The 20341-nt window shown below is 47.6% G+C and carries 19 protein-coding genes and 1 riboswitch; of the genes, 11 read left to right on the plus strand and 8 right to left on the minus strand.

Annotation, left to right across the window (positions count from 1 at the left end):
- The 3 genes from AC5I6P_RS06960 to AC5I6P_RS06970 all read left to right on the plus strand — a co-directional run.
- The coding region (locus tag AC5I6P_RS06960; RefSeq protein ID WP_495693023.1) for a tetratricopeptide repeat protein at positions 1 to 530 on the plus strand (530 nt) is incomplete at its 5' end.
- Between the two features lie 101 nt (positions 531 to 631).
- Positions 632 to 868, plus strand: a complete 237-nt coding sequence (locus AC5I6P_RS06965) for a hypothetical protein (RefSeq protein WP_495693024.1) — start codon at positions 632 to 634, stop codon at positions 866 to 868.
- Positions 865 to 1218, plus strand: coding sequence for a type II toxin-antitoxin system PemK/MazF family toxin (locus tag AC5I6P_RS06970; protein WP_495693025.1), 354 nt, complete (start codon positions 865 to 867; stop codon positions 1216 to 1218). Before AC5I6P_RS06965 ends, AC5I6P_RS06970 begins: the two co-directional genes overlap by 4 nt.
- Positions 1219 to 1245: 27 nt before the next feature.
- On the opposite strand, the gene AC5I6P_RS06975 is transcribed toward AC5I6P_RS06970, so the two are convergent.
- From AC5I6P_RS06975 to speA, 4 genes are all read right to left on the minus strand, one after another.
- Positions 1246 to 1440, minus strand: a complete 195-nt coding sequence (locus AC5I6P_RS06975) for a DUF2281 domain-containing protein (protein ID WP_495693026.1) — start codon at positions 1438 to 1440, stop codon at positions 1246 to 1248.
- A 201-nt stretch (positions 1441 to 1641) separates the two neighbouring features.
- Positions 1642 to 2652, minus strand: a complete 1011-nt coding sequence (locus tag AC5I6P_RS06980) for a sirohydrochlorin chelatase (protein ID WP_495693027.1) — start codon at positions 2650 to 2652, stop codon at positions 1642 to 1644.
- A 34-nt stretch (positions 2653 to 2686) separates the two neighbouring features.
- A riboswitch (cobalamin riboswitch) is annotated at positions 2687 to 2833 on the minus strand.
- A 51-nt stretch (positions 2834 to 2884) separates the two neighbouring features.
- Positions 2885 to 3661, minus strand: coding sequence for a hypothetical protein (locus tag AC5I6P_RS06985; RefSeq protein ID WP_495693028.1), 777 nt, complete (start codon positions 3659 to 3661; stop codon positions 2885 to 2887).
- A 22-nt stretch (positions 3662 to 3683) separates the two neighbouring features.
- Positions 3684 to 5681, minus strand: a complete 1998-nt coding sequence (speA, locus tag AC5I6P_RS06990) for a biosynthetic arginine decarboxylase (RefSeq protein ID WP_495693029.1) — start codon at positions 5679 to 5681, stop codon at positions 3684 to 3686.
- Between the two features lie 246 nt (positions 5682 to 5927).
- Here speA and ndk point away from each other — a divergent pair, with 246 nt between their 5' ends.
- Positions 5928 to 6377 carry a nucleoside-diphosphate kinase gene (gene ndk / locus AC5I6P_RS06995; protein WP_495693030.1) on the plus strand — a complete coding sequence of 150 codons (450 nt, stop codon included), beginning with the start codon at positions 5928 to 5930 and terminating at the stop codon, positions 6375 to 6377.
- Between the two features lie 51 nt (positions 6378 to 6428).
- Here ndk and AC5I6P_RS07000 read toward each other — a convergent pair whose 3' ends face one another.
- A complete protein-coding gene (locus AC5I6P_RS07000; protein WP_495693031.1) occupies positions 6429 to 7214 on the minus strand; it encodes a TerC family protein in 786 nt (261 codons plus the stop codon).
- Between the two features lie 281 nt (positions 7215 to 7495).
- Here AC5I6P_RS07000 and psaM point away from each other — a divergent pair, with 281 nt between their 5' ends.
- On the plus strand, positions 7496 to 7591 hold the full coding sequence (gene psaM / locus AC5I6P_RS07005; RefSeq protein WP_495693032.1) for a photosystem I reaction center subunit XII: 96 nt from the start codon (positions 7496 to 7498) through the stop codon (positions 7589 to 7591).
- 409 nt (positions 7592 to 8000) lie between these two features.
- Complete coding sequence (locus AC5I6P_RS07010) at positions 8001 to 8399, plus strand: slr1601 family putative cell division protein (protein WP_495693033.1); 399 nt, start codon at positions 8001 to 8003, stop codon at positions 8397 to 8399.
- A gap of 391 nt (positions 8400 to 8790) precedes the next feature.
- On the opposite strand, the gene AC5I6P_RS07015 is transcribed toward AC5I6P_RS07010, so the two are convergent.
- Complete coding sequence (locus tag AC5I6P_RS07015) at positions 8791 to 8913, minus strand: hypothetical protein (RefSeq protein WP_495693053.1); 123 nt, start codon at positions 8911 to 8913, stop codon at positions 8791 to 8793.
- Here AC5I6P_RS07015 and AC5I6P_RS07020 point away from each other — a divergent pair.
- From AC5I6P_RS07020 to ilvD, 3 genes are all read left to right on the plus strand, one after another.
- Positions 8857 to 9252, plus strand: a complete 396-nt coding sequence (locus tag AC5I6P_RS07020; protein WP_495693034.1) for a Mo-dependent nitrogenase C-terminal domain-containing protein — start codon at positions 8857 to 8859, stop codon at positions 9250 to 9252. The genes AC5I6P_RS07015 and AC5I6P_RS07020 overlap by 57 nt on opposite strands.
- Positions 9253 to 9614: 362 nt before the next feature.
- Positions 9615 to 10382: a hypothetical protein gene (locus AC5I6P_RS07025; RefSeq protein WP_495693035.1), complete on the plus strand. Its 768-nt coding sequence runs from the start codon at positions 9615 to 9617 to the stop codon at positions 10380 to 10382.
- Positions 10383 to 10527: 145 nt separating this feature from the next.
- Complete coding sequence (gene ilvD / locus AC5I6P_RS07030) at positions 10528 to 12213, plus strand: dihydroxy-acid dehydratase (RefSeq protein ID WP_495693036.1); 1686 nt, start codon at positions 10528 to 10530, stop codon at positions 12211 to 12213.
- Between the two features lie 589 nt (positions 12214 to 12802).
- On the opposite strand, the gene AC5I6P_RS07035 is transcribed toward ilvD, so the two are convergent.
- Positions 12803 to 14203, minus strand: coding sequence for a cobyrinic acid a,c-diamide synthase CobB (locus AC5I6P_RS07035; RefSeq protein WP_495693037.1), 1401 nt, complete (start codon positions 14201 to 14203; stop codon positions 12803 to 12805).
- A 213-nt stretch (positions 14204 to 14416) separates the two neighbouring features.
- Here AC5I6P_RS07035 and AC5I6P_RS07040 point away from each other — a divergent pair, with 213 nt between their 5' ends.
- Positions 14417 to 14791: a DUF4870 domain-containing protein gene (locus AC5I6P_RS07040; RefSeq protein WP_495693038.1), complete on the plus strand. Its 375-nt coding sequence runs from the start codon at positions 14417 to 14419 to the stop codon at positions 14789 to 14791.
- 113 nt (positions 14792 to 14904) lie between these two features.
- Here AC5I6P_RS07040 and AC5I6P_RS07045 read toward each other — a convergent pair whose 3' ends face one another.
- A complete protein-coding gene (locus AC5I6P_RS07045) occupies positions 14905 to 15654 on the minus strand; it encodes a DUF561 domain-containing protein (protein ID WP_495693039.1) in 750 nt (249 codons plus the stop codon).
- An 823-nt stretch (positions 15655 to 16477) separates the two neighbouring features.
- Between AC5I6P_RS07045 and AC5I6P_RS07050 the strand changes: the two genes are divergently transcribed.
- On the plus strand, positions 16478 to 19705 hold the full coding sequence (locus AC5I6P_RS07050) for an ABC transporter transmembrane domain-containing protein (protein WP_495693040.1): 3228 nt from the start codon (positions 16478 to 16480) through the stop codon (positions 19703 to 19705).
- The last annotated feature ends 636 nt before the right edge of the window (positions 19706 to 20341 follow it).

The raw sequence follows: 20341 nt of genomic DNA on the forward strand, positions 1-20341 counted from the left end.
TGAACAACTTAGCAGGTCTCTACGATTCCCAAGGACGCTACAGCGAGGCAGAACCGTTGTACGAGCAAGCGTTGGCGATGCATCAACGGCTGTTTGAAGGCGACCATCCACATGTGGCAACGAGCCTGAACAACTTAGCACTTCTCTACCGTTCCCAAGGACGCTACAGCGAGGCAGAACCATTGTACGAGCAAGCGTTGGCGATGAAGCAAGAGCTGTTTGAAGGCGACCATCCGCATGTGGCAACAAGCTTGAACAACTTAGCAGGTCTCTACGATTCCCAAGGACGCTACAGCGAGGCAGAACCATTGTACGAGCAAGCGTTGGCGATGTTGGAGAGAACGTTAGGAACCAATCATCCCAATACGCAAACGGTGCGAGAAAACCTGGCGATCGTTCGTCAGCAAATGCAGAGGATTGAACCATCGACCCCATCCAATCCGCGTCTGATTCGGCGTCCGTCCCTTTTTCATCGACTCTTGCAGCAAATTAAACGATTCATCCGACGGCTAATGCGTCGCTTCCGCTAGGCAGCACCACCTATTCTAGAAATGAGTAACGAAGCATGAGGAATGAAGAGAACGTCTCTACAATAAAACCTATCACCCCTGATCATTTTTGAATCTTTGAAATGTTGCCCAGCAGCGAAGCCATCAAACAAGACCTCGATCAACTCAATGACGAGCAACTTCAGCAAGTTGCAGACTTCATTGCCTTCTTAAAATTCCGTGCCCACCGATCCAAACGTATCCTCGACCCCGCACAACTCGCGCTTCTCTCAACCGAATTCGCCAACGCCGATCGTACCCTCGCAGAAGCCGGAATCGATGACTATGCTGCCCTTCTCGATCGCGAAGATGAGTCATGACGCCGCAACTTAAACGCGGCGAAGTGTGGTTAGCAAACCTCAACCCAACCCAAGGCTCGGAACAAGCAGGCACACGCCCTGTAATCATCTTTCAGAACGACTTAGTTTCCCAATTTTCCACTACAACCATCACCATTCCCCTCACCACAAATCTACGTCGTGCTGCTTTACCCATCTGCTTACTGATTCAACAAGGCGATGGCGGACTAAACCAAGATTCAGTTGCACTCTGTTTCCAACTCCGCGTCCTTGATAAAACCCGTTTGAGCAAAAAGTTAGGTCAGTTGAGGGCAGAGACACTCACTCAGCTAGAAGAAGTCGTCTTGCTCACGTTAGGCTATGAGTTGTGAGAAAAATCTATGAACAAACATCACCTTTTACAAATCTTGCCACGCTTCATCTTCCTCTGGTCTGAGCCAATCTCTGGCTAATGCAGACTCACTCAGCAGACTCACCTCAAGTTTCTCCTGAGAATGCTTCGTTTGCAGAACCTTTAGAAAATCGAACACCTCATCCAGCAAATCATCTGGCATCCCTTCAATTGCTTGAGTCAATTGCTCTCTTGATCGCATGTTCAACGCATCCAGAAACATCACTACATACAGGCGTTGTATGTCTGAGCAGGGCAAACAAGCGACACTTCAGTTAATGGAATCTATAAATTCATCAACGAATACCATTGACCGATTACCAACTGTGATCATCCGAACCGCCCTCGCCCTAAGCCTTCCCCACAGAAGAGAGTTAGGGTGAGGGCGAAGGAGTTGTGGCACTTATGGAGCCTGCCAAATCCGTTCATGATAGTCAGACAGCTTCGCATAAGGGTCTACACTCTCATGCCCATGCCCATGTCCATGCCCAGAATGGTGATGATGATCATGCCCATGATCGTGCGCGTGACCATCTCCCTTCGACACTGCGGCCAACCGGAACTTACACATCTCACAATTCATCGCCACCTGTCCCAACTGCGTCTCAATCTCGCGATCGCGCAAAATCGAGAACAACTGAGGATGAATTCCCATTTCAGGCAAATTCACAATCTCCGTTTCTGGATACCGCTCCCGCATCTGAGCCGTCACATCATAAATCTTCTTCACCAGCGTTCCAGTAAACAAGAAATGCGGTAAAACGATCACCCGCTTCGGCTGATAAAGCTGCGCCCGTCGAAACCCTTCCTCCAAGCGAGGATGAGTGATCCCAATAAAACACACCTCAACCGTCTGATACCCGCTTCCTTCCCAGACAATCCGCGCTAACTTATACACGTCTCCATTGGCATCCGGGTCACTCGCCCCCCGTCCCACAAACAACAGCACCGTATCTTCCCGCCGAATGGTTGAATTGTCGAGTTCTGCAAGGCGCGATCGCCACAACTCCAAAATTCCAGGCGTAATTCCAAAATGCCGCCCATATTGAAACTTCACGTGTGGGTGTCGTGCTCTAGCGCGATCGAGTTCATTCGTCACATCAAACTTGTTATGTCTCGCCGCAAACAACAGAATCGGCAAAACCGAGAACTCTGTAAATCCTTGCTCCACACATCGATCCACACCTTCCTGAATGGTCGGTTCAGTTAGCTCCAGAAAACACGGCAACACCGGACGACTGCGATCGAGCGCCTGATACGCCTCCGCAAAATCCATCAAGCTCTGTCGTCCATCCGCATCCCGAGTTCCATGTCCGATTAAAAGTAACGGACGTTGGATTGGCAGCGGAGGGAGAGAGAGGGATGCGATCGCCTCTTGTTCCCAAGCAAAATCATCAAGCGTTAAAGTCAACATTCCAAATCCCTTTCCCTGTGCAACGCAGGAAATAGAGTGAATAAGCAGCAATGCAGGTATTCTGGCTGAGAACAGAGATGAAACCTCCTCCATTCTTTACAGTTGCGGCACAGCGCCGGACTCTCACCGGACTTCCCCTACACCGATACGGTTCACCTGTGCTTTGTTATCTTACCTTGACCATCATTTCTGCAAATCCTGGGAGAGGGGATATCCGGTGAAATGCTATGAATCAAGCGAGAGAATTATAAATTCGGTAGGCTTCTCTCTTCAGAAAATTATCGTAGGGCGACATTGCCGAAACAAACAAATACTCTTTTGCTTTTTCGACATCACCAACGGCTTGATAATACAGCCCTAAATAGAAGTTTTCTGCCGTAGTGACGTAGACTTTATCCCACTTAAGTCTGACGTTTCCCTGCCGATATGTTTCTCGATATCGATTAGGATGCTCTAGATATTGATCGACGTAGCTCTTTGCATGTTCAAAATCATGTTGCAACTGATAAAAATAAGAATAGATCAACAGAAAAAATGGCATTGTTCCAGTTATAGCAGCCTGATCAAGATGCTCTTTAGCTAGGTCTAAATCTCCTTTCAAATAAAGTAGATTAACAGCATACGTAGCGTGATACGGCTGAGTGACTGCTTTAGGCACCTTTTTAGGGTCTAGTTTATCCAGCCATGCAATAGATTCCTCAAATCGACCCCATTGATGATAGATAACAGCAATGTTGTAAATGAGCAGCCTTTCATCAAGAAGCTTCAACCAAAAGAAAAGTTTTCCCCGCGCTAGTAGCCCTTCATATTTAGCTAAAGCAAGCTCAAATTTGCCTTCATTTAACAATTGAACTGCCTCGACATAAGAGCGCTGAAACACCAGCAATAGGGCAACTCTGACAATCCACAGAAAGAATAAAATAATTCCAAAGCGCGGATTGTGAACGGAGAAGATTCCTATTGCTAGTCCTAATACGGCTCCCAGAACAAGACGTGCAATCTGACTCATTTGACTACTGCAAATGTGAGAATTATGAGGATAGATAAGTATACCCGCTCAAACTCCGCTCGTAGTTTTGCAATAGCAGCTGCGACTCCTGCAATGTAATGCGCCCGTCCTCCAGGGCTTGTTCTGTCTGACGCCGAATACTCTCAATCAAATCATCCACATCGTACTGAACATAGCCCAGAACTTCCTTCATCGTGTCGCCCTTCACGACATGCTCAATCTGATAATTCTTCGGAGTCAGATGAATGTGAACAGTGTTCGTATCCCCAAACAAATTATGCAAGTTGCCCATAATTTCTTGGTATGCCCCATTGAGAAACATCCCCAAGTAATACGGCTCACCCGGCTTCAAGGCGTGTAATTCAAGCACTGATTTTACGTCACGCAAATCAATAAACTGATCAATCTTGCCATCACTATCACAGGTGAGATCCGCCAATGTTGCCCGCTTTGTCGGCTCCTCATTGAGGCGATGAATCGGCATGATCGGGAAGAGTTGATCGATCGCCCAACTATCTGGTGCAGACTGAAACACCGAGAGATTCATGTAATAGATCGACGCCATGATTTTCTCTAAGTCTTCAAGATCATCAGGAACGTATTCTAGCTGACGTGCGATCGCTAGAATCTTCTGACAGCACGCCCAATACAGCCGCTCTGCTCGCGCCCGCTCCGTCAAACTCAATTGCCCAAATCCAAACCGACTGACCGCCTCTTCTTTGAACTCCGTCGCATCGTGATACATCTCCTGAAAGTTCTCGAGATTAATCGAGCTATAGGTTTCATAGAGATTGCGAACGGTGAGCGGCTCGTCATCTTGAAGAGGTTCGGGTTCTTCAGAAGACACGTCACTCGTTCCCAACACATCAAACACCAGAACCGATTGATGCGATGCGATCGCTCGACCACTTTCACTCACCAGCGTTGGCACTGAAATCTTTGCGAGCGTGCAAGCATCTTTAATCGCCGCCACAACATCATTGGCATAGTTCTGAGTGCTGTAATTTTTAGAAGCGTGAAAATTCGTGCGAGACCCGTCATAATCGACACCCAAACCGCCGCCCACATCGAGATACTGCATGTTTGCACCCAGTCTCGATAGCTCCACATAAATCTGTCCCGCTTCCCGCAGCGCCTCTTTCAGTACACTAATCGCCGAAATCTGAGACCCAATGTGGAAATGCAACAACTGCAAACAATCCAGCATGTTTGCGGCTTTCAATTGGTTCACTGTGTTAATCACTTCAGGAACCGTTAACCCAAATTTGGCGCGGTCGCCTGCCGAGGTTCCCCACCGTCCGATGCCTTTCGCGCTCAGTTTCGCCCGCACACCCAAAATTGGCTTGATCCCCAGCTTACGGCTCGCTTCGATTACCAAGTCCACTTCTTCAATTTGCTCTAAGACGATGATCGGAGTTTTTCCTAATCCCCGCGCCAGCATTGCGGTCTCTACGTATTCTCTGTCTTTATAGCCATTACAGATAACTAATGCTCCTGGCGTCTTTAGCGTCGCTAACGCGATCATCAATTCTGGTTTAGACCCTGCCTCTAAGCCAAACTGGTGAGGCTTACCAAAGCGCACCAAATCTTCAACCAAGTGACGCTGCTGATTGCATTTAACCGGAAAGACCCCTTTGTAAATGCCGCCATAGCTGTAGCGTGCGATCGCTCTTGCAAATGCCGCATTAATCCGCTCAATCCGATCCTCCAAAATATCTGAAAACCGAATTAATAGCGGTAGACCTAAATTGCGTTGTTTGAGCGCATTCACCAATTCAAACAAATCGAGCGACCCGCCGCGATCGCCTCTAGGAGAAACCGTTACATGCCCCGCTGCATTAATCGAAAAGTAAGGATCACCCCACCCCTCAATCCGGTACAAATCCTCGCTATCCTCGATTGTCCAAGCCTTCTTTGCATCGGGAGAAACGCTAACGGCTTTCCGTCCGTTCACCTCTAAGTTTGGTTCACGGCTCAGATTATTTGCGTCTTTTTTAGCGATCGTAGAACGTTCTCCCATTATGCGGCTCCCTCGGTGGTAGTCTTCAGTAGTGATAGTCTCAATCGAATGCCAGTTTATCGCACCGTTGCAAAAATCGAAGTCAGTCACAAGACGTTATGTAGAGGGGATCACAGATTAGGCGTCTCAATAGCTGATTTCAAACAAAAACATTAAAGACTGCCCTCTTCATTACCTGTGCCCTCTCACCCGTTCTAGGCTAATCTGGTCTTTGTAAAAATGAGTAATTTTTTTGGGAGTCCCAGCTTGGAACGCACCTTTTTAGCCATTAAACCCGATGGAGTTCAGCGCAAACTAATTGGTGACATCATCAAACGGTTTGAAACGAAAGGATTTACGCTCGTTGGTCTTAAATTCATGAGCGTGAGTCGCGAATTAGCAGAGCAACATTACGACGTACACAAAGAGCGCCCCTTCTTTAGTGGATTAGTCGAGTTCATCACGTCCGGTCCAATTATTGCAATGGTCTGGGAAGGGGATGGCGTCGTTGCTGCCGCTCGAAAAGTCATTGGTGCAACCAATCCGCTAACGGCCGAACCGGGAACGATTCGGGGCGATTATGGAGTCAGTATCGGACGCAACCTAATTCATGGTTCCGACGCGATCGAGACGGCTCAGCGTGAAATTGCCTTGTGGTTCAAAGACGAAGAGTTAGTGAATTGGCAACCCACACTCACCACCTGGACTTACGAATAACTCAAGCTGCTTTATTAGCGAAGGGCGACTGAATTCAGTCGCCCTTTCTATTTAGCGTTCTTCCCCGACTTCAACTGCCGAGCTCTCTTCCAACTCAACTGTCGGACTCTTTTCAAACTCAATGGCATCTCCCTCGGCAGCTACCAACTCATTTTCTGGAGCTTTACGCTCTGAAAAGCCCCAAGCAAACAGCAGCCCAATCATCGAAATCATCAGCCATTCTGGTGGTACAAGACTGTCATTTACCACCCGCAGTAAGAGGCGGAGTCCGACCAAGGCAACGGTTAAATATCCTGCATCTTCAAGGTGAGAATATTCCCCTAACCAGCGAATAAATAAGCCTGCCATAAACCGTAGGGTAACAATGCCGATTGTGCCTCCGATTAGAACGAGCCAAATTTCATCGGAAACCGCGATCGCAGTCGTGACGCTATCCAACGAAAACGCCAGATCTGTAATGGCAATTACCGGGATCGCTTGCCAGAGCGACGCAAATCGAGGTTCACGATGCTCTTCGTCCTCGCTCTCTTCAGGTTTAGATTTGAAGTACTGGAATACGAGCCATAACAAGTACAGCGCTCCTGCCAACTCAAATTGCCAGAACCCAATTACCCGTGAAGCGAATACGATTAGCGTCATCCGAAGGACGTAGGCAAATACTAAGCCAATGTTCAGCGCTCGCTTTTCAAGTTCGAGATTTTGCAGTCCTTGAACTAAAGCGGCCAGCGCGATCGCATTATCGGCGGACAACACTGCTTCTAGCGCCACTAAAACAGGCAACAGCAGTAGGGTGTGAGCACTAATGGGATGGGGAGAATTGAACAACTGATCTAGCATTTAAAGCTCAACAAAATCACAACGCAATAACTACAAAGGCAAGAGACACTCAACCATGCCACTATATACCCATTCACCAGCCTAGCTTTTTCATGCTAGATTCTGCTCGTAACCAAAATAAACCCTCTAGAGGTGCATTGACCACCCGAGGGCGACTTCGTGTCCTCTCGAAGCGTTGCTGCAGGAGTCCCTCTGTTGCATCTTGTTACAAAGGCTTTCCGAAATGAGCATTTTAGTTGAAATTGAGGAACTATAACGCTGAGATAAGGAGTTTCCAAACTATGTCTTTATCGGACACCCAGATTCTAGTTGCTTTGGTCGTTGCCCTCATTCCAGGGGTACTCGCCTTCCGGTTAGCAACCGAACTGTATAAGTAGGTTCCTCAACTAGCGCATGACAGGAAGCTTGACTTGCATGTATTCTCAACCTTGAAGAAGCGATCCAAAAAACTTTGCGATCATTTTAACAAGTCCGAGTAAACTAGCAAGACTCGTTTCCTGTCAGACTCAAGGTTTCGTGCTCAGACAGGAACGTTAGAAAGCTGCTTAGTTCACCCGTACTTCTTGATTTTGAGTCATAGATTTGCGATTTTGGATTAGCTCTGTGTATATAGAGTAAATTTGCTCGTCGTGACTGACTCAGTAGTTTGCTCAAGAGCGCCGAGTCGATTTTGCGCGCAAGACGCGAAACGATGAATTGAATCCTAAAATCGCCTATCACAATTTTGTTTCTATTTGGCAATGCTTTCTCGTTACTTTTTCTGTTTGTTGACACGTTGTTGAACCCATGAGCGCACTGCCTTTACCCAAGCCCCCTGCCCGACAACCGACTAGAACTCCTCGTTCTAATCCCCAAGCCTACCAACAGCGCCAACAGCGTCACCATCGAGCGCTTGCGTTTGAAGCGACTGTGAAAATTAGTGTGAACTTAGTGATCTCTGGAGCCGCGATCGCTGCCTTGATACAGCTTCTTCCCTACAGCGCTGCCCAGCAAACTAAACTCAAAGAAATTCAGGCTGAAGTCAAAACCACGAACGAACGGGTCGGAAAAGTGAAGGTAGAATTCAACCACTACTTTGATCCGCGTCAAACGAAGACCATTATTCAAGAGCAAACTAATCTAGCCGATCCCAATCAGAAGATTGTCGTATGGGAGCCTGAATCAACTCCTGTTGAGAATCGGTAAATCAGCAGATTGTTAGTTTGTTTGCAACTTCTAGAAAGTCGAGGTGCAATCCCTCGGCTTTTTTTGTGGAAAAAATGCTAGATCGGCATGAACTAAATGCAGGGATCAAATATCTTTCCTCAATTTGTAATCTATGTATCTTGTATCTCTCGTCAGAGTGTCTACAATAAGCTTGTTCAACTTTATGTAACGAAACTAGACTGTACTTACTGCCCAAAGAGATAAAGATTTAGAAAGTTCAGTAAGTTTACTCATTTCATTTAAAGAAACATTAGGCAAACTAGTGACGTCTGTTAAGATATATGAAGGTACCGACACATAAAAGCTCTACTCAACTTAATTTAGGTGTCGTTTCCGATAAGACTAGTTGTCCAAAGTCGCTTCATTCTTTCTACAGCAACCGTTGGACATTCGCTAACCCTCTACACTTTTGTCCCGTTTGAGGATCGTCAATCAAATGAGTTTCCAGCAACTTGATCGCCTCGACTCCCCTAACCAAGATCCAAGACAGCATAACGTTACCCTTGCCGCATGGATTTTGCTTCCCAACTCTGCAGAAGGCGAGCATCCTGTTCAACCTACCCAAACGTTCAAATTCAATTTGTTACAGTCTTTTCGACAGAAGATTGACCACATCGAAGTTCGCAGTAACCGATTTGCTCATTCTGTTTGTAAGCTAGTTCCTGCTCAATGCCCTTTTGAGCGCGACATTAAGCTTCTTGGGAAGACTCTGTTTCACATTCCGCCCCTCTGCAAGCTAAATCCTTTTTACGAAGAAGTTGTAGGCTTGCGGTTTCGAGCATTGTGCTATCTAGCCGATGAATGTGGAGAAGACATTAGCTGCTATTGCTAAGAACCTTCCATCTTGATAGTCCGTATTTCGAGGGATTGAAAAATCGCTATCTGAGTTCGTCCATAAATGAACTACAGGTAGCGATTTTTTACGACCCATATTTCTACGATCTATACAAGATGCCGCATCACCGTTAGGCATCGTGTTCTTTGTGAGTTCTAATTTCAAAGTCTACAAATTTTTATCTTTGCAAAATAGCTTTATAGTTCTTTTGTACTAAACTAGATAACGATGGGCGCTCTGATCCTATTTTGCGAGTTTGATCAGTTCAACTCTATATACAATAACCAATAAAAGAAGACCACTCAGAGAATAAACGCTGGGTGCTGTAGGCTTAAACTGAGAAAGAGGCAGGAAACGGCATGGCGATTATTGCTCTCAAAGCATGGTATTTAGAACAGTATGAACCCATCCGGGACTTGAAAAAGCGGCCCCACGACTTGAGATTGAGTAAAAATAGTCTGTTGAAATCGGGGCTTCGGGCGGACTTCCTGGAAGACAGTTCAGAGGTTGAAAAGTCGGCTTGGTTTGGGCGCTATCTCGAGGGCGAAAGCGTCGAGTTTTATGTTGAAGGAAGCGGTGGATACGCGATCTCTAACATCGATCTCTCTAGCCACGAAATCTATTTTTCAAAGCAAGAAGTGATGGCCTCTCTAGAGCCAGAGATTTTCTTGTGCTACCAGACTGAGTTTTCAGAATCGAGTGAGCTTTTGCGCGATGAGCTAGGCAGCATCATCGAAAGCCTCAATCGGCGATCGCGCCTCCCTCTAACCTTGAGAGAATCGCATCGTCTCTCAGACGGCCCGATTCGGATCAACAGCAGTTTGATGCGATCGATTCGCCAGTGCCTATTATTTGTTGCCGATGGAACGGCGATCGCTGAAATCGTTGGATCGCCTTCATTGCTGATCCCTAGCCCCAAAGTCTGTGTTGAAATGGGATATGCGCTACAAGCGAAGCGCACGGAGCAGATTTTGCTGACTCAGATGGAGCGCTCAGACCTACCGGGGCATTTTCCGTTTGATTTACCCAGCCAAAATCGGTTGGTCTTTAAAGATAAGACGCAACTGCGGAAACTGTTAGCAAAAACCGTCGAGGCGCAATTGCAACGATTTAATTTGTTCTCGTAAGTTTGTTCTCGTAAGCTTGCTCTCTTAAGAAAACTACGAAACGCTAAGAGCGGCATCCTTAAACGTTCTAGAATGGCGGTCTGTTATTGAATGCGATCGCCATCTGCGCCATTTCATTCCGCACTACGAACTACACCTTACTACGATGCCGGACAATCTTAAGAGTCAAGCGATTACTCAGGGCGTGCAGCGCTCCCCAAATCGCGCTATGCTACGCGCCGTTGGCTTTAACGACGAAGACTTCACCAAGCCCATTGTGGGGATCGCTAACGGTCATAGCACGATTACCCCCTGCAACATGGGAATTCAACCCCTCGCAAACCGCGCCGAAGCTGGGGTTCGAGTGGCGGGTGGAATGCCTCAGATGTTCGGTACGATTACGATCAGTGATGGGATTTCGATGGGAACGGAGGGAATGAAATATTCTCTCGTGTCGCGGGATGTGATTGCAGATTCGATCGAAACTGCTTGCATGGGTCAAAGCATGGACGGTGTTTTGGCGATCGGGGGCTGTGATAAAAATATGCCCGGTGCGATGATCGCGATGGCACGCATGAATATTCCTGCCATTTTTGTCTATGGTGGCACGATCAAACCCGGACATTTAAATGGCAAAGATCTCACGGTCGTTAGCTCGTTTGAAGCAGTTGGAGAATATAGCGCGGGCAAGATTTCTCAAGACACGATGCTAGAGGTCGAGCGTCATGCTTGTCCCGGTGCTGGCTCTTGTGGGGGTATGTACACCGCGAATACAATGTCCTCCGCTTTTGAAGCGATGGGGATGAGCTTGATGTATTCCTCTACAATGGCGGCGGAAGATGCCGAAAAACAGGACAGCGCAGAAAAGTCAGCCTCTGCACTGGTCGATGCGATTCGGAATCAGCGGTTGCCGCGTCACATCATTACCCGCCAGTCGATTGAAAATGCGATCGCGGTGATCATGGCAGTTGGTGGCTCGACGAATGCAGTGTTGCACTTCTTAGCGATCGCTCATGCCGCCAATATTGATTTCACGCTCGACGATATTGAACCGATTCGCGCTCGGGTTCCCGTTTTATGTGATCTCAAACCGTCGGGGCGCTATGTCGCAACTGATCTGCACAAAGCAGGCGGCATTCCTCAGGTGATGAAAATGCTGCTGGCGCATAACTTATTGCATCGAGATTGCATCACCATTAACGGACAGACGATTGAAGAATTGCTGAAAGACATCCCTGAAGAACCGCGCCCCGACCAAGACGTGATTCGTCCCTGGAATAACCCGATGTACCCTCAAGGACACTTGGCGATTCTGAAGGGCAACTTGGCAACTGAGGGCGCAGTGGCAAAAATTACAGGTGTTAAGAAACCGCAGATTACTGGCCCTGCACGAGTTTTTGAGTCTGAAGAAGATTGTCTGGATGCAATTCTGGCAGGCAGGATTGGTGCGGGCGATGTGGTGGTGATTCGCTATGAAGGCCCGAAAGGGGGGCCTGGAATGCGCGAGATGCTGGCTCCGACCTCGGCGATTATCGGTGCGGGGCTGGGCGATTCGGTTGGGCTGATTACCGATGGTCGCTTTTCGGGGGGAACCTACGGAATGGTGGTCGGGCATGTTGCACCGGAGGCATTTGTCGGCGGGACGATCGCGCTGGTGCAAGAAGGCGATTCGATCACCATCGATGCTAGGGCGCGATCGCTGGAACTTCATGTCTCGGAAGACGAGTTAGCCCGTCGGCGTGCGGCTTGGACTCCTCCCGCGCCGCGTTATACCAGAGGCGTGTTGGCGAAGTATGCCAAGCTAGTGTCGTCGAGCAGTCTGGGTGCGGTAACGGATTTGGGTTTGGGGTAGAAAAGGTGGGAAGAGCGATTGCCTAGTGCGATCGCTTTTCTGCTCATGTTCTTTGGTGCAATGTTTGTAGAATTGAGCAACCTTGTTTTGGGCAGTGATTCAGTAACCAAAGGCATGAATTAAGTTCTAAATGGCAACGTTGATCGTTTTAACTCAATAGGCAAAGTTCCGACCTAAAAGGTTTGCCCTCAAATTCTGAAACTTCGCCTTCGGATCTCGAAACTTCGCCTTCGGATCTCGGAACTCCGCCTTCTAATCCTGAAACTTCGCCTTCGGATCTCGGAACTCCGCCTTCGGATCTCGGAACTCCGCCTTCTAATCCTGAAACTTCGCCTTCCGATCTCGAAGCATCAAGCTTTTTACTCGGAAGATGAAGTTTAGATCTCGAAACGTCGGGCTTTTTACTCCAACTTCGGAGTTCTGAGCTTAAAGGGTTAGTTTAGCTCTCGCACCAGTTGCCATAAAAGAGTTGGCAGCGGATTCGATCAGTACATAAACACGGAAAACTGCGCATCCAAATTTCCAATTTCTTCGAGAAATCGAAATTTTCTGCATATCACTTATCGAACAACGTTCAGTCTCGACTCTTCTAGACCCGACGTTCTCTAGAGGTATACAAATGACACTGCTGAAGAAATCGAGCGGGTAAATCGGGAGTTGCGCCCCAATGGAGATGAAGATAGGAGGCGTGGAGGTGAGGAAGATGCCACCCTTCCGAAAAAGGCTGCGGCGTTGTGGAGTACGGAGAGGAAAGATCAAACAGGGGAGTTTCGGAACTAGGCGTCAGGTGAGATCGATGGAATTCGTGACCCTGAACAATCTCGCCCTGAAGCATCAGAGGAGTATTGTGCAGGGCTTGAGCTTTACGGTAGCCGAGCGTGAGCCGTTTACCCATCACAGCAGCCGTCGGCAGGATGCCGACCATTGGGAAGGAATGATTCGAGAAATCGGTTAAGCGATCGCACAAATACATCAGTCCGCCACACTCTGCAACCGTCGGCATTCCCGATTCAATCGCCGCCTTAACAGAGCTACGCATCGTCTGGTTGTCTGACAGCGTTTGAGCAAAGACTTCAGGAAAGCCACCACCAAAATAGAGCCCATCGATATCAGCAGGCAACGTTGTATCGTGCAGGGGACTCCACGGGACGAGTTCTGCACCGAGATGCTGGAGCAAATCCAAGTTGTCGGGATAGTAGAAATTGAAGGCGGCATCTTGCGCGATCGCAAGGCGAACCGAAGGAGGTCTTCCAGCCGCGTAAGGAGAGGCTTCGACCCGTGTGTTCGATCCGTGCGACGAGGGATGAATTGAACGTGAAATTAATAAGGCTTTTAGCTGCGACCAGTCGAAGCAGGTTTGTCCTAACTGAGCCAAGCGATCGATAAGCGAATTTAGATCCTTGAGTTCGTCGATTGGGATCAGACCTAAATGACGATCAGGGATCTGAATCTGATCGTCTCGATGTAAGACTCCAAGAATGGGAATATTGAGCGGTGCGATCGCATCTTTCAGTAATTCTAGATGGCGATCGCTGCCGACTCGATTCAGCACAACACCCGCAAATTCTAAGCGCGGATCAAACGAGCGGTAGCCGTGTAAAATCGCCGCGATCGAGTGCGACAACCGACTGCAATCCACCACCAGTAGAATTGGCGCGTTCAGCAAGCGAGCAATGTGAGCGGTACTGGCAAAATCGGGTGTTCCAGCCGCTCCATCAAACAGCCCCATGACACCTTCAATGAGGGCATAGTCAACCGACTGAGTGTGAGCCAAAAAGCACTGCTGCACATAAGCTTCGGAGGTCAGCACCGGATCGAGATTGCGGCACGATCGTCCCGTCACGTCGCGATGAAACATCGGATCGATATAGTCAGGTCCAACCTTAAACGATTGAACCGACAACCCCCACCGCTTCAGCGCCGCTAACAACGCCAGCGTCACGGTTGTTTTTCCAACCCCACTGCGATCGCCCGCAATTACAAGAACCATGAGTCAGCGAATCACCTAAGAGTTGCGTTTCTAGAGTTGCATTGTCTCACACCCCGTTCATTCCCCATTCATTCAGTGGATCAGCCGCGAAATTATCTATCTAAAGTAAATGCTCTCAAACGGGGCGAGTACGGTAAACTTCACTACCACAGGCAATAGTGCGCCCGTTACCATAAATCTAGTAAGGAAAAAGAGTTTTAGGAGCAACCCAGGATGCAAAGCACTTTCGATTCTGGCAAACGCAAACTGCTATCGTGTCTTAGTCATGCCGCTATCTTCTTCAGCACAACATTTCTCTCGATTGGAGCACCGATCGCAGTTTACTTCTTGTCAGATGATCCTGTGGTGAAGCAGAACGCGAAAGAGTCAATTAATTTCCATCTAAACGTTTGGTTCTGGGGAACCGTGATTGGAGTACCGATCGCAGTTCTGTCATTTATTACATTTGGATTGGGCGGCGTTCTATTCTTTCCAGTGATCGCTCTAGGATTTTTGATTCATTGGGGTTTAACAGTCGTAGCGTTGCTGCACTGTCTTTCAAAACCGGATGAACCATACCGTTATCCATTCATCTTCCGATTGTTTTAGAGAAAGAGATAGATTCTCTGTCACGCCGTAAGTTTGATCTGTTCTGAAGTTTAACCAAAAAACCGTAACGCATTCAAAAGTGTTACGGTTTTTTTAGTTAAACCGTTCTTTGATTAAACCAGCGATTGAGTGCGGCTAACCGTTGACAGCGATTCGACTAACGCTCGAACTGCCGCAATCATTGCTATTTCACTATCGAGCTTATTGATAGCGGTTCCAACCCCGATACCCGATGCGCCTGCTGCGATCGCAAAGGGAGCCGTCACGCTTGACAGTCCCGACGCACACAACACGGGCACACTCACGGCACGAGAAATCTCATAGGCTGCCGCTAAGGTCGGAGCTGCTTTCTCGATTAAACCAAGCGAACCCGAATGAGCCGGATTCGAGGACGTACCGCCTTCAGTTTGAATGATGTCGGCGCCTGCATTCACTAATTCTTCTGCCAAGCGAACTTGCTGATCGAGCGGCAGAATGTGAGGAACCGTCACAGATAGCATGATGTGGGGCAGTCGATCACGAGTGGCACGAGTCAGGGCTAACACTTCTGCGGCTTCAAACCGGATGCCCTGCGCATAAAAGCTATCGAAGTTGCCAATCTCAATGAGATCTGCGCCCGCATCGACGGCTGTCACAAATAATTCAGGCTCAACTGCCGAAACACAGATCGGCAATGCGGTGAGTTTTTTGGCCATCCTTACCAAATCGGGACTTGCAGCAATATCGACAAAGGTTGCACCGCCGGCATCAGCAGATTTAACAACGGCAGCCACGCGATCGTGATCGAAATTATTTAAGCCGCTAATAATCTTGAGGGCACGTCCCTGTTCTAAAGCACTCTGTAGCGTAGGGAGAATTGTCATGATGGTCAACTCACAAAACAAGTACAAATCATCATAAAGTAATTCGTTAGGACTTACCGTACAGTGTATTTCTTGGAAGCTATAGGGATTTTGGTAAATTATTGATTTTCCAAATAGATCTAAAGATGTATTGAGATTGCCTTGACAGTCTTAAACTCGAGCGATTAACCTTGCAGTGGATATAGAAAGACCGTGAAAATTATTGTCTTTACCCGTTTCGAGTTACGAGCAACGCTCCAGTTAGTCAACGCTCCGGTTAGTTTGATGAGCTAAATTTTCACGCTAGATCTTGCTAAATCCTGACTTTGTCAAAGCAACCTTATCCAAATTCATAAGCGTTATCACGATGGCAAGTCTGATGAATCGTGAAACGACAAGTTTTGATGTAATCAGCATTTTTGGATTGCTTACAGATACTCAGTAGCATCGATTAAAGACTACTCCATAGGAGGCAAGTTAATTACTCGCACTACAAAAAATGAATGCAGCCAAAAATTTTAACGGCGATGTTGAGCAAGGCGTTCATTCAAAGTCACGCGTGGGTAACTGAATTCAATTGAAAGAGCGAAACTTCATCTGCATCAGCAGCATGTCTATCTCAGCAGCATGTCTATCAATGATTGCTGAACTATCACTTCGGCAATTTAGCAGATTTTCGCGGTCGAATAAAACAAATTTATGAGTCTACTCCGGTGGGATTGCCTATAAAGAGGCTGAGGATGCCTGCGGTTCTTACAGAACGCAGCTCTGTGCTAATCAGCGTTAAGGCTACTCCTTCTTCAGACTCCCTACTAATCTGAATTTAACCTTCTGGAAGGATGTGATGAGCAAGAATTCTGGATCTAAAGTGGAGCGATCTTCTGAGGCTCCTCTGTCTATCTCTACGAAAGACCTCGCTATCCTCAAACTCTTATCGGTAACAGAAATATCTGAAACGTCAGTACTAGCGCTCAGTCAGCTATTGAATATGACCCAGTTTGAGCTAGGAGACTCTCTGCTTAATTATAGATTATCAGATGCTTCAGATACTTCTGTTCAGAATAAACAAATTGAGTCTCTCTATGTAGTTTGTCAGGGTCGGGTGCGTATTCTTTGTAACGATCCGATCCGACAGCGTCAAGTCTCAGCACTGGTGCTAGAGGAAGGAGAGACATTTGGAGGCGATTCTCAGTTTTGCAACGCGCCATTAAGCTATGAAGCTATCGGTGCGAGTGGGGGTCAAGTTGCCCACCTCTCTCTGTCTCAGTTAGAGCCTTGGTTTGAGCGATTTCCGCCACTGCGAGAAGTGATTAAACAGCAGGCCATTCAGCGAGAACGCCTGGTTTTTCTGAGAGCCTATCTTGCTAGAAGTGTTGACGGTGTAGCAACAGAATTGCTAACGAGTTATCAAATTCAGCAGTGGTTGCCTTATTTAGAAGAAATCCAGGTTTCTGCTGGCACGGCATTATCTGAGGTAGACGCCTGTCAATCTGGTTATTTTTGGTTGCGCCAGGGCGAGGTAGAGGATGTTAACAGCTCATCTGAGCCAATGGGCGTGGGTGCAAGTTGGAGCCGTCTCCAAGATACATCAACCGATTGGAGAGCAAAGACAGATCTGCTGATTTACAAAGTTTCGATCGAGCACTGGAAAACTGCGATCGCGCCTGTTTTAGCAGCAGCGACCAACGGCTCAGAAAGTACTCGCACAACGTCAGCAAGCCCCCCAACAAGTAGATCTTTGCAGCCCAAGGCCGCAGAGACTTCACCCAAGGCAGACCGCTCTAAGCCCCGGTTAGTTCCACCTGTAGGAGCCAAGCCATCGAGTGAGCCAGTCCGTTCCCCCAAGCAAGACAGATCTTCGCGCAGCGAAGGCACGATCGTGCCGTTTCCCAAACCGACAAAACGGCGTCGCTGGCAACCAAGGCTCTTGTATGGCTATCCGTTCATTCAGCAACAAAGTTCGTCAGATTGCGGCGTTGCTTGTTTAAGCATGATTGGTCAGTTTTGGGGAAAGCGATTTGGGATCAACCTTCTGCGAGATCTAGCCAAGGTAGGGCGATCGGGAGCTTCCCTCAAGAACCTGGCAGTAGCCGCAGAGAGCGTGGGCTTTCAGGCACGACCTGTGCGGGCGAGTCTCAGTCGCTTGGAGGAACAGGGAAACCCCTGGATTGCTCATTGGCAGGGCGATCACTACGTAGTTGTCTATCGGATCAAGGGCGATCGAGTGCTCGTTGCTGATCCCGCCTGCGGAAAACGCAACTTGACGCGCCAAGAGTTTTTGAATAGCTGGACAGGGTACGCCTTGCTTCTAGATCCTACCTCTCAACTCAGGAACGCAAAAACAGAAAAGCCGGATCTTGGACGCTTTTGGGGAGTGTTGTGGTCTTACCGCTCTGTACTTTGGCAAATTATCTTTTTGTCTTTGTTAGTGCAGGTATTTGGTCTTATCACTCCTCTATTTACACAAGTGATTCTAGATCGAGTCGTCACCCAAAAAAGTTTGGCGACTCTTCATGTGTTCTCGATAGGGTTGATTCTGTTTGGTATTTGGCGCGTTGGATTGGTTGCCGTTCGTCAGTATCTATTGGATTACTTTTCCAACCGAATCGATCTCACGTTAATTAGCGCTTTTATCAGTCACACGTTGGCGTTGCCATTGAAATTTTTTGAAGCTCGTCAAGTGGGTGACATCATTACGCGCGTGCAAGAGAATCGCAAAATTCAGATGTTTCTCATGCGTCAAGCGATTTCTACTTGGTTAGATGCGTCAATGGCGATCGTCTACCTCGGATTGATGTTTTACTACAACTGGCGGCTCACTCTGCTAGTACTCGCTTTAATTCCACCGATCGCACTCCTCACGCTTGGGGCAACCCCATTTCTGAGACAAATCTCACGAGAAGTCTTTAATGCAACGGCCGAACAGAACTCTTTGATGGTTGAAATGCTGACAGGCGTTGCTACAGTGAAATCGGTTGCGGCTGAACGCGAAGTCCGTTGGCGCTGGGAAGACAGCCTGACAACGACACTTAATGTTCAATTTAAGGGACAAAAGTTTGCCAACAATCTACAAGTTGTGGGAGGGACAATCAATTCCTTGGGTAGCACGGCGCTCCTATGGTACGGAGCAACATTAGTGATTCAGGGCGAACTCACAATTGGGCAATTTGTAGCGTTCAATATGCTAGTCGGCAATGTCCTTAGCCCAGTTCTGTCCCTAGTTGGCTTGTGGGACGAGTTCCAGGAGGTCTTAATCTCAGTGGAACGCCTAAATGATGTGTTTGCAACAGAACCGGAAGAAACTCCCGGACAACCGATGTTTGTGTTGCCCTCTATCCAGGGAGAGATGCAGTTTAGTAATGTGACCTTTAGCTACGACACGGCAGAAGAACACAATACTCTGCAAAATATCTCCTTTACTGTCCAAGCGGGGCAAACGATCGCGATCGTTGGGCGGAGTGGCTCTGGAAAAAGTACGCTTGTGAAGCTGTTGCAAGGGCTATATCACCCTACCAGTGGTCGAATTTTGCTGGATGGACACGACATTAAACATGTGTCTCCACAATCTTTGCGATCGCAGATGGGCATTGTGCCGCAGGAGTGCTTCTTGTTCTCTGGCACTATTTTGGAAAACATTCAGCTTTACCGTCCAGAGTTCACGCTAAATGAAGTCGTGGACGTTGCCAAACTTGCAGAAGCTCACACCTTTATTCAGGACTTGCCATTGGGATACAACACCAAAGTAGGCGAACGTGGCGCGAATTTATCGGGTGGGCAACGGCAACGAATTGCGATCGCGCGTGCCCTACTAGGCAGTCCAGCCTTACTCATTCTCGACGAAGCTACAAGCTCTCTAGATACAGAGTCAGAACGTCGATTTCAACAAAATTTGGCGCGGTTTAGTCGCGGACGCACCATTTTTATCATTGCTCACCGTTTATCGACGGTGAGAAACGCCGATCGGATCTTGGTTCTCGATCGCGGGGTTCTTGTTGAACAAGGAACTCACGATGAGCTAATTGCACTCCAAGGACTTTACTATCACCTTGCTCAACAGCAACTTGATCTTTAGTACTAGTTCCCGTGTCTGAACGGCAGCAAGATTCAGGGTAAATCGTTGAGAACCTCTAGAACAAAGTACTTCCTCATTCAACTTGCTCAGTTATTAACTCGGCAATCATTCACAGTGCTGTTGCCCTCCTCGCAAGTGAACCAAAGACCTCCCACCCTTCGGAGCCAGATTCTTGTTCCCTCTCCTGCGGGAGAGGGCTAGGGTGAGGGTGGTTCAGTTGAAGGCATCTGCGCCATTCCGTCAGTTCTGTTTGACTTATACCTCTAATCCTTTGAACAGTGCTAGGAAAGTACTATGAATACAAAAAACATTCAGTGAAATCTATAGCCAAATACAAGATTTTTTAATTGCTGACTCTATGTTTATAGAAACGGCAATTGCAACATGGAATGACAAGCAAATTAAATCAATAATCTGATGTAAGGCTAGCTTAGAGATTAAAAATTCTAACAAATGCAACACATGGAATGACATTATTAGCAATGTCGTTATAATGAACGCAATACAAGTTTTTAAAAATTAAATAGCTGTTAGCTCTAACACGTTGCTATGAGCTCTCTAATGCTATGGTTAACGCCATAAAGTTCCCTCCAAAGTCAACTTGTTTCCTCTGATATCAAGTCTGTAAATTCTGAA

The sequence above is a fragment of the Myxacorys sp. genome (assembly GCF_059501405.1).

Bases quoted from the DNA above. Each gene is read 5' to 3' on its own strand.
- AC5I6P_RS06965 (WP_495693024.1), top strand. From the start codon at position 632: ATGTTGCCCAGCAGCGAAGCCATCAAACAAGACCTCGATCAACTCAAT.
- AC5I6P_RS06970 (WP_495693025.1), top strand. From the start codon at position 865: ATGACGCCGCAACTTAAACGCGGCGAAGTGTGGTTAGCAAACCTCAAC.
- AC5I6P_RS06975 (WP_495693026.1), bottom strand. From the start codon at position 1,440: ATGCGATCAAGAGAGCAATTGACTCAAGCAATTGAAGGGATGCCAGAT.
- AC5I6P_RS06980 (WP_495693027.1), bottom strand. From the start codon at position 2,652: ATGTTGACTTTAACGCTTGATGATTTTGCTTGGGAACAAGAGGCGATC.
- AC5I6P_RS06985 (WP_495693028.1), bottom strand. From the start codon at position 3,661: ATGAGTCAGATTGCACGTCTTGTTCTGGGAGCCGTATTAGGACTAGCA.
- speA (WP_495693029.1), bottom strand. From the start codon at position 5,681: ATGGGAGAACGTTCTACGATCGCTAAAAAAGACGCAAATAATCTGAGC.
- AC5I6P_RS07000 (WP_495693031.1), bottom strand. From the start codon at position 7,214: ATGCTAGATCAGTTGTTCAATTCTCCCCATCCCATTAGTGCTCACACC.
- psaM (WP_495693032.1), top strand. From the start codon at position 7,496: ATGTCTTTATCGGACACCCAGATTCTAGTTGCTTTGGTCGTTGCCCTC.
- AC5I6P_RS07010 (WP_495693033.1), top strand. From the start codon at position 8,001: ATGAGCGCACTGCCTTTACCCAAGCCCCCTGCCCGACAACCGACTAGA.
- AC5I6P_RS07020 (WP_495693034.1), top strand. From the start codon at position 8,857: ATGAGTTTCCAGCAACTTGATCGCCTCGACTCCCCTAACCAAGATCCA.
- AC5I6P_RS07015 (WP_495693053.1), bottom strand. From the start codon at position 8,913: ATGCTGTCTTGGATCTTGGTTAGGGGAGTCGAGGCGATCAAGTTGCTG.
- AC5I6P_RS07025 (WP_495693035.1), top strand. From the start codon at position 9,615: ATGGCGATTATTGCTCTCAAAGCATGGTATTTAGAACAGTATGAACCC.
- ilvD (WP_495693036.1), top strand. From the start codon at position 10,528: ATGCCGGACAATCTTAAGAGTCAAGCGATTACTCAGGGCGTGCAGCGC.
- AC5I6P_RS07035 (WP_495693037.1), bottom strand. From the start codon at position 14,203: ATGGTTCTTGTAATTGCGGGCGATCGCAGTGGGGTTGGAAAAACAACC.
- AC5I6P_RS07040 (WP_495693038.1), top strand. From the start codon at position 14,417: ATGCAAAGCACTTTCGATTCTGGCAAACGCAAACTGCTATCGTGTCTT.
- AC5I6P_RS07045 (WP_495693039.1), bottom strand. From the start codon at position 15,654: ATGACAATTCTCCCTACGCTACAGAGTGCTTTAGAACAGGGACGTGCC.
- AC5I6P_RS07050 (WP_495693040.1), top strand. From the start codon at position 16,478: ATGAGCAAGAATTCTGGATCTAAAGTGGAGCGATCTTCTGAGGCTCCT.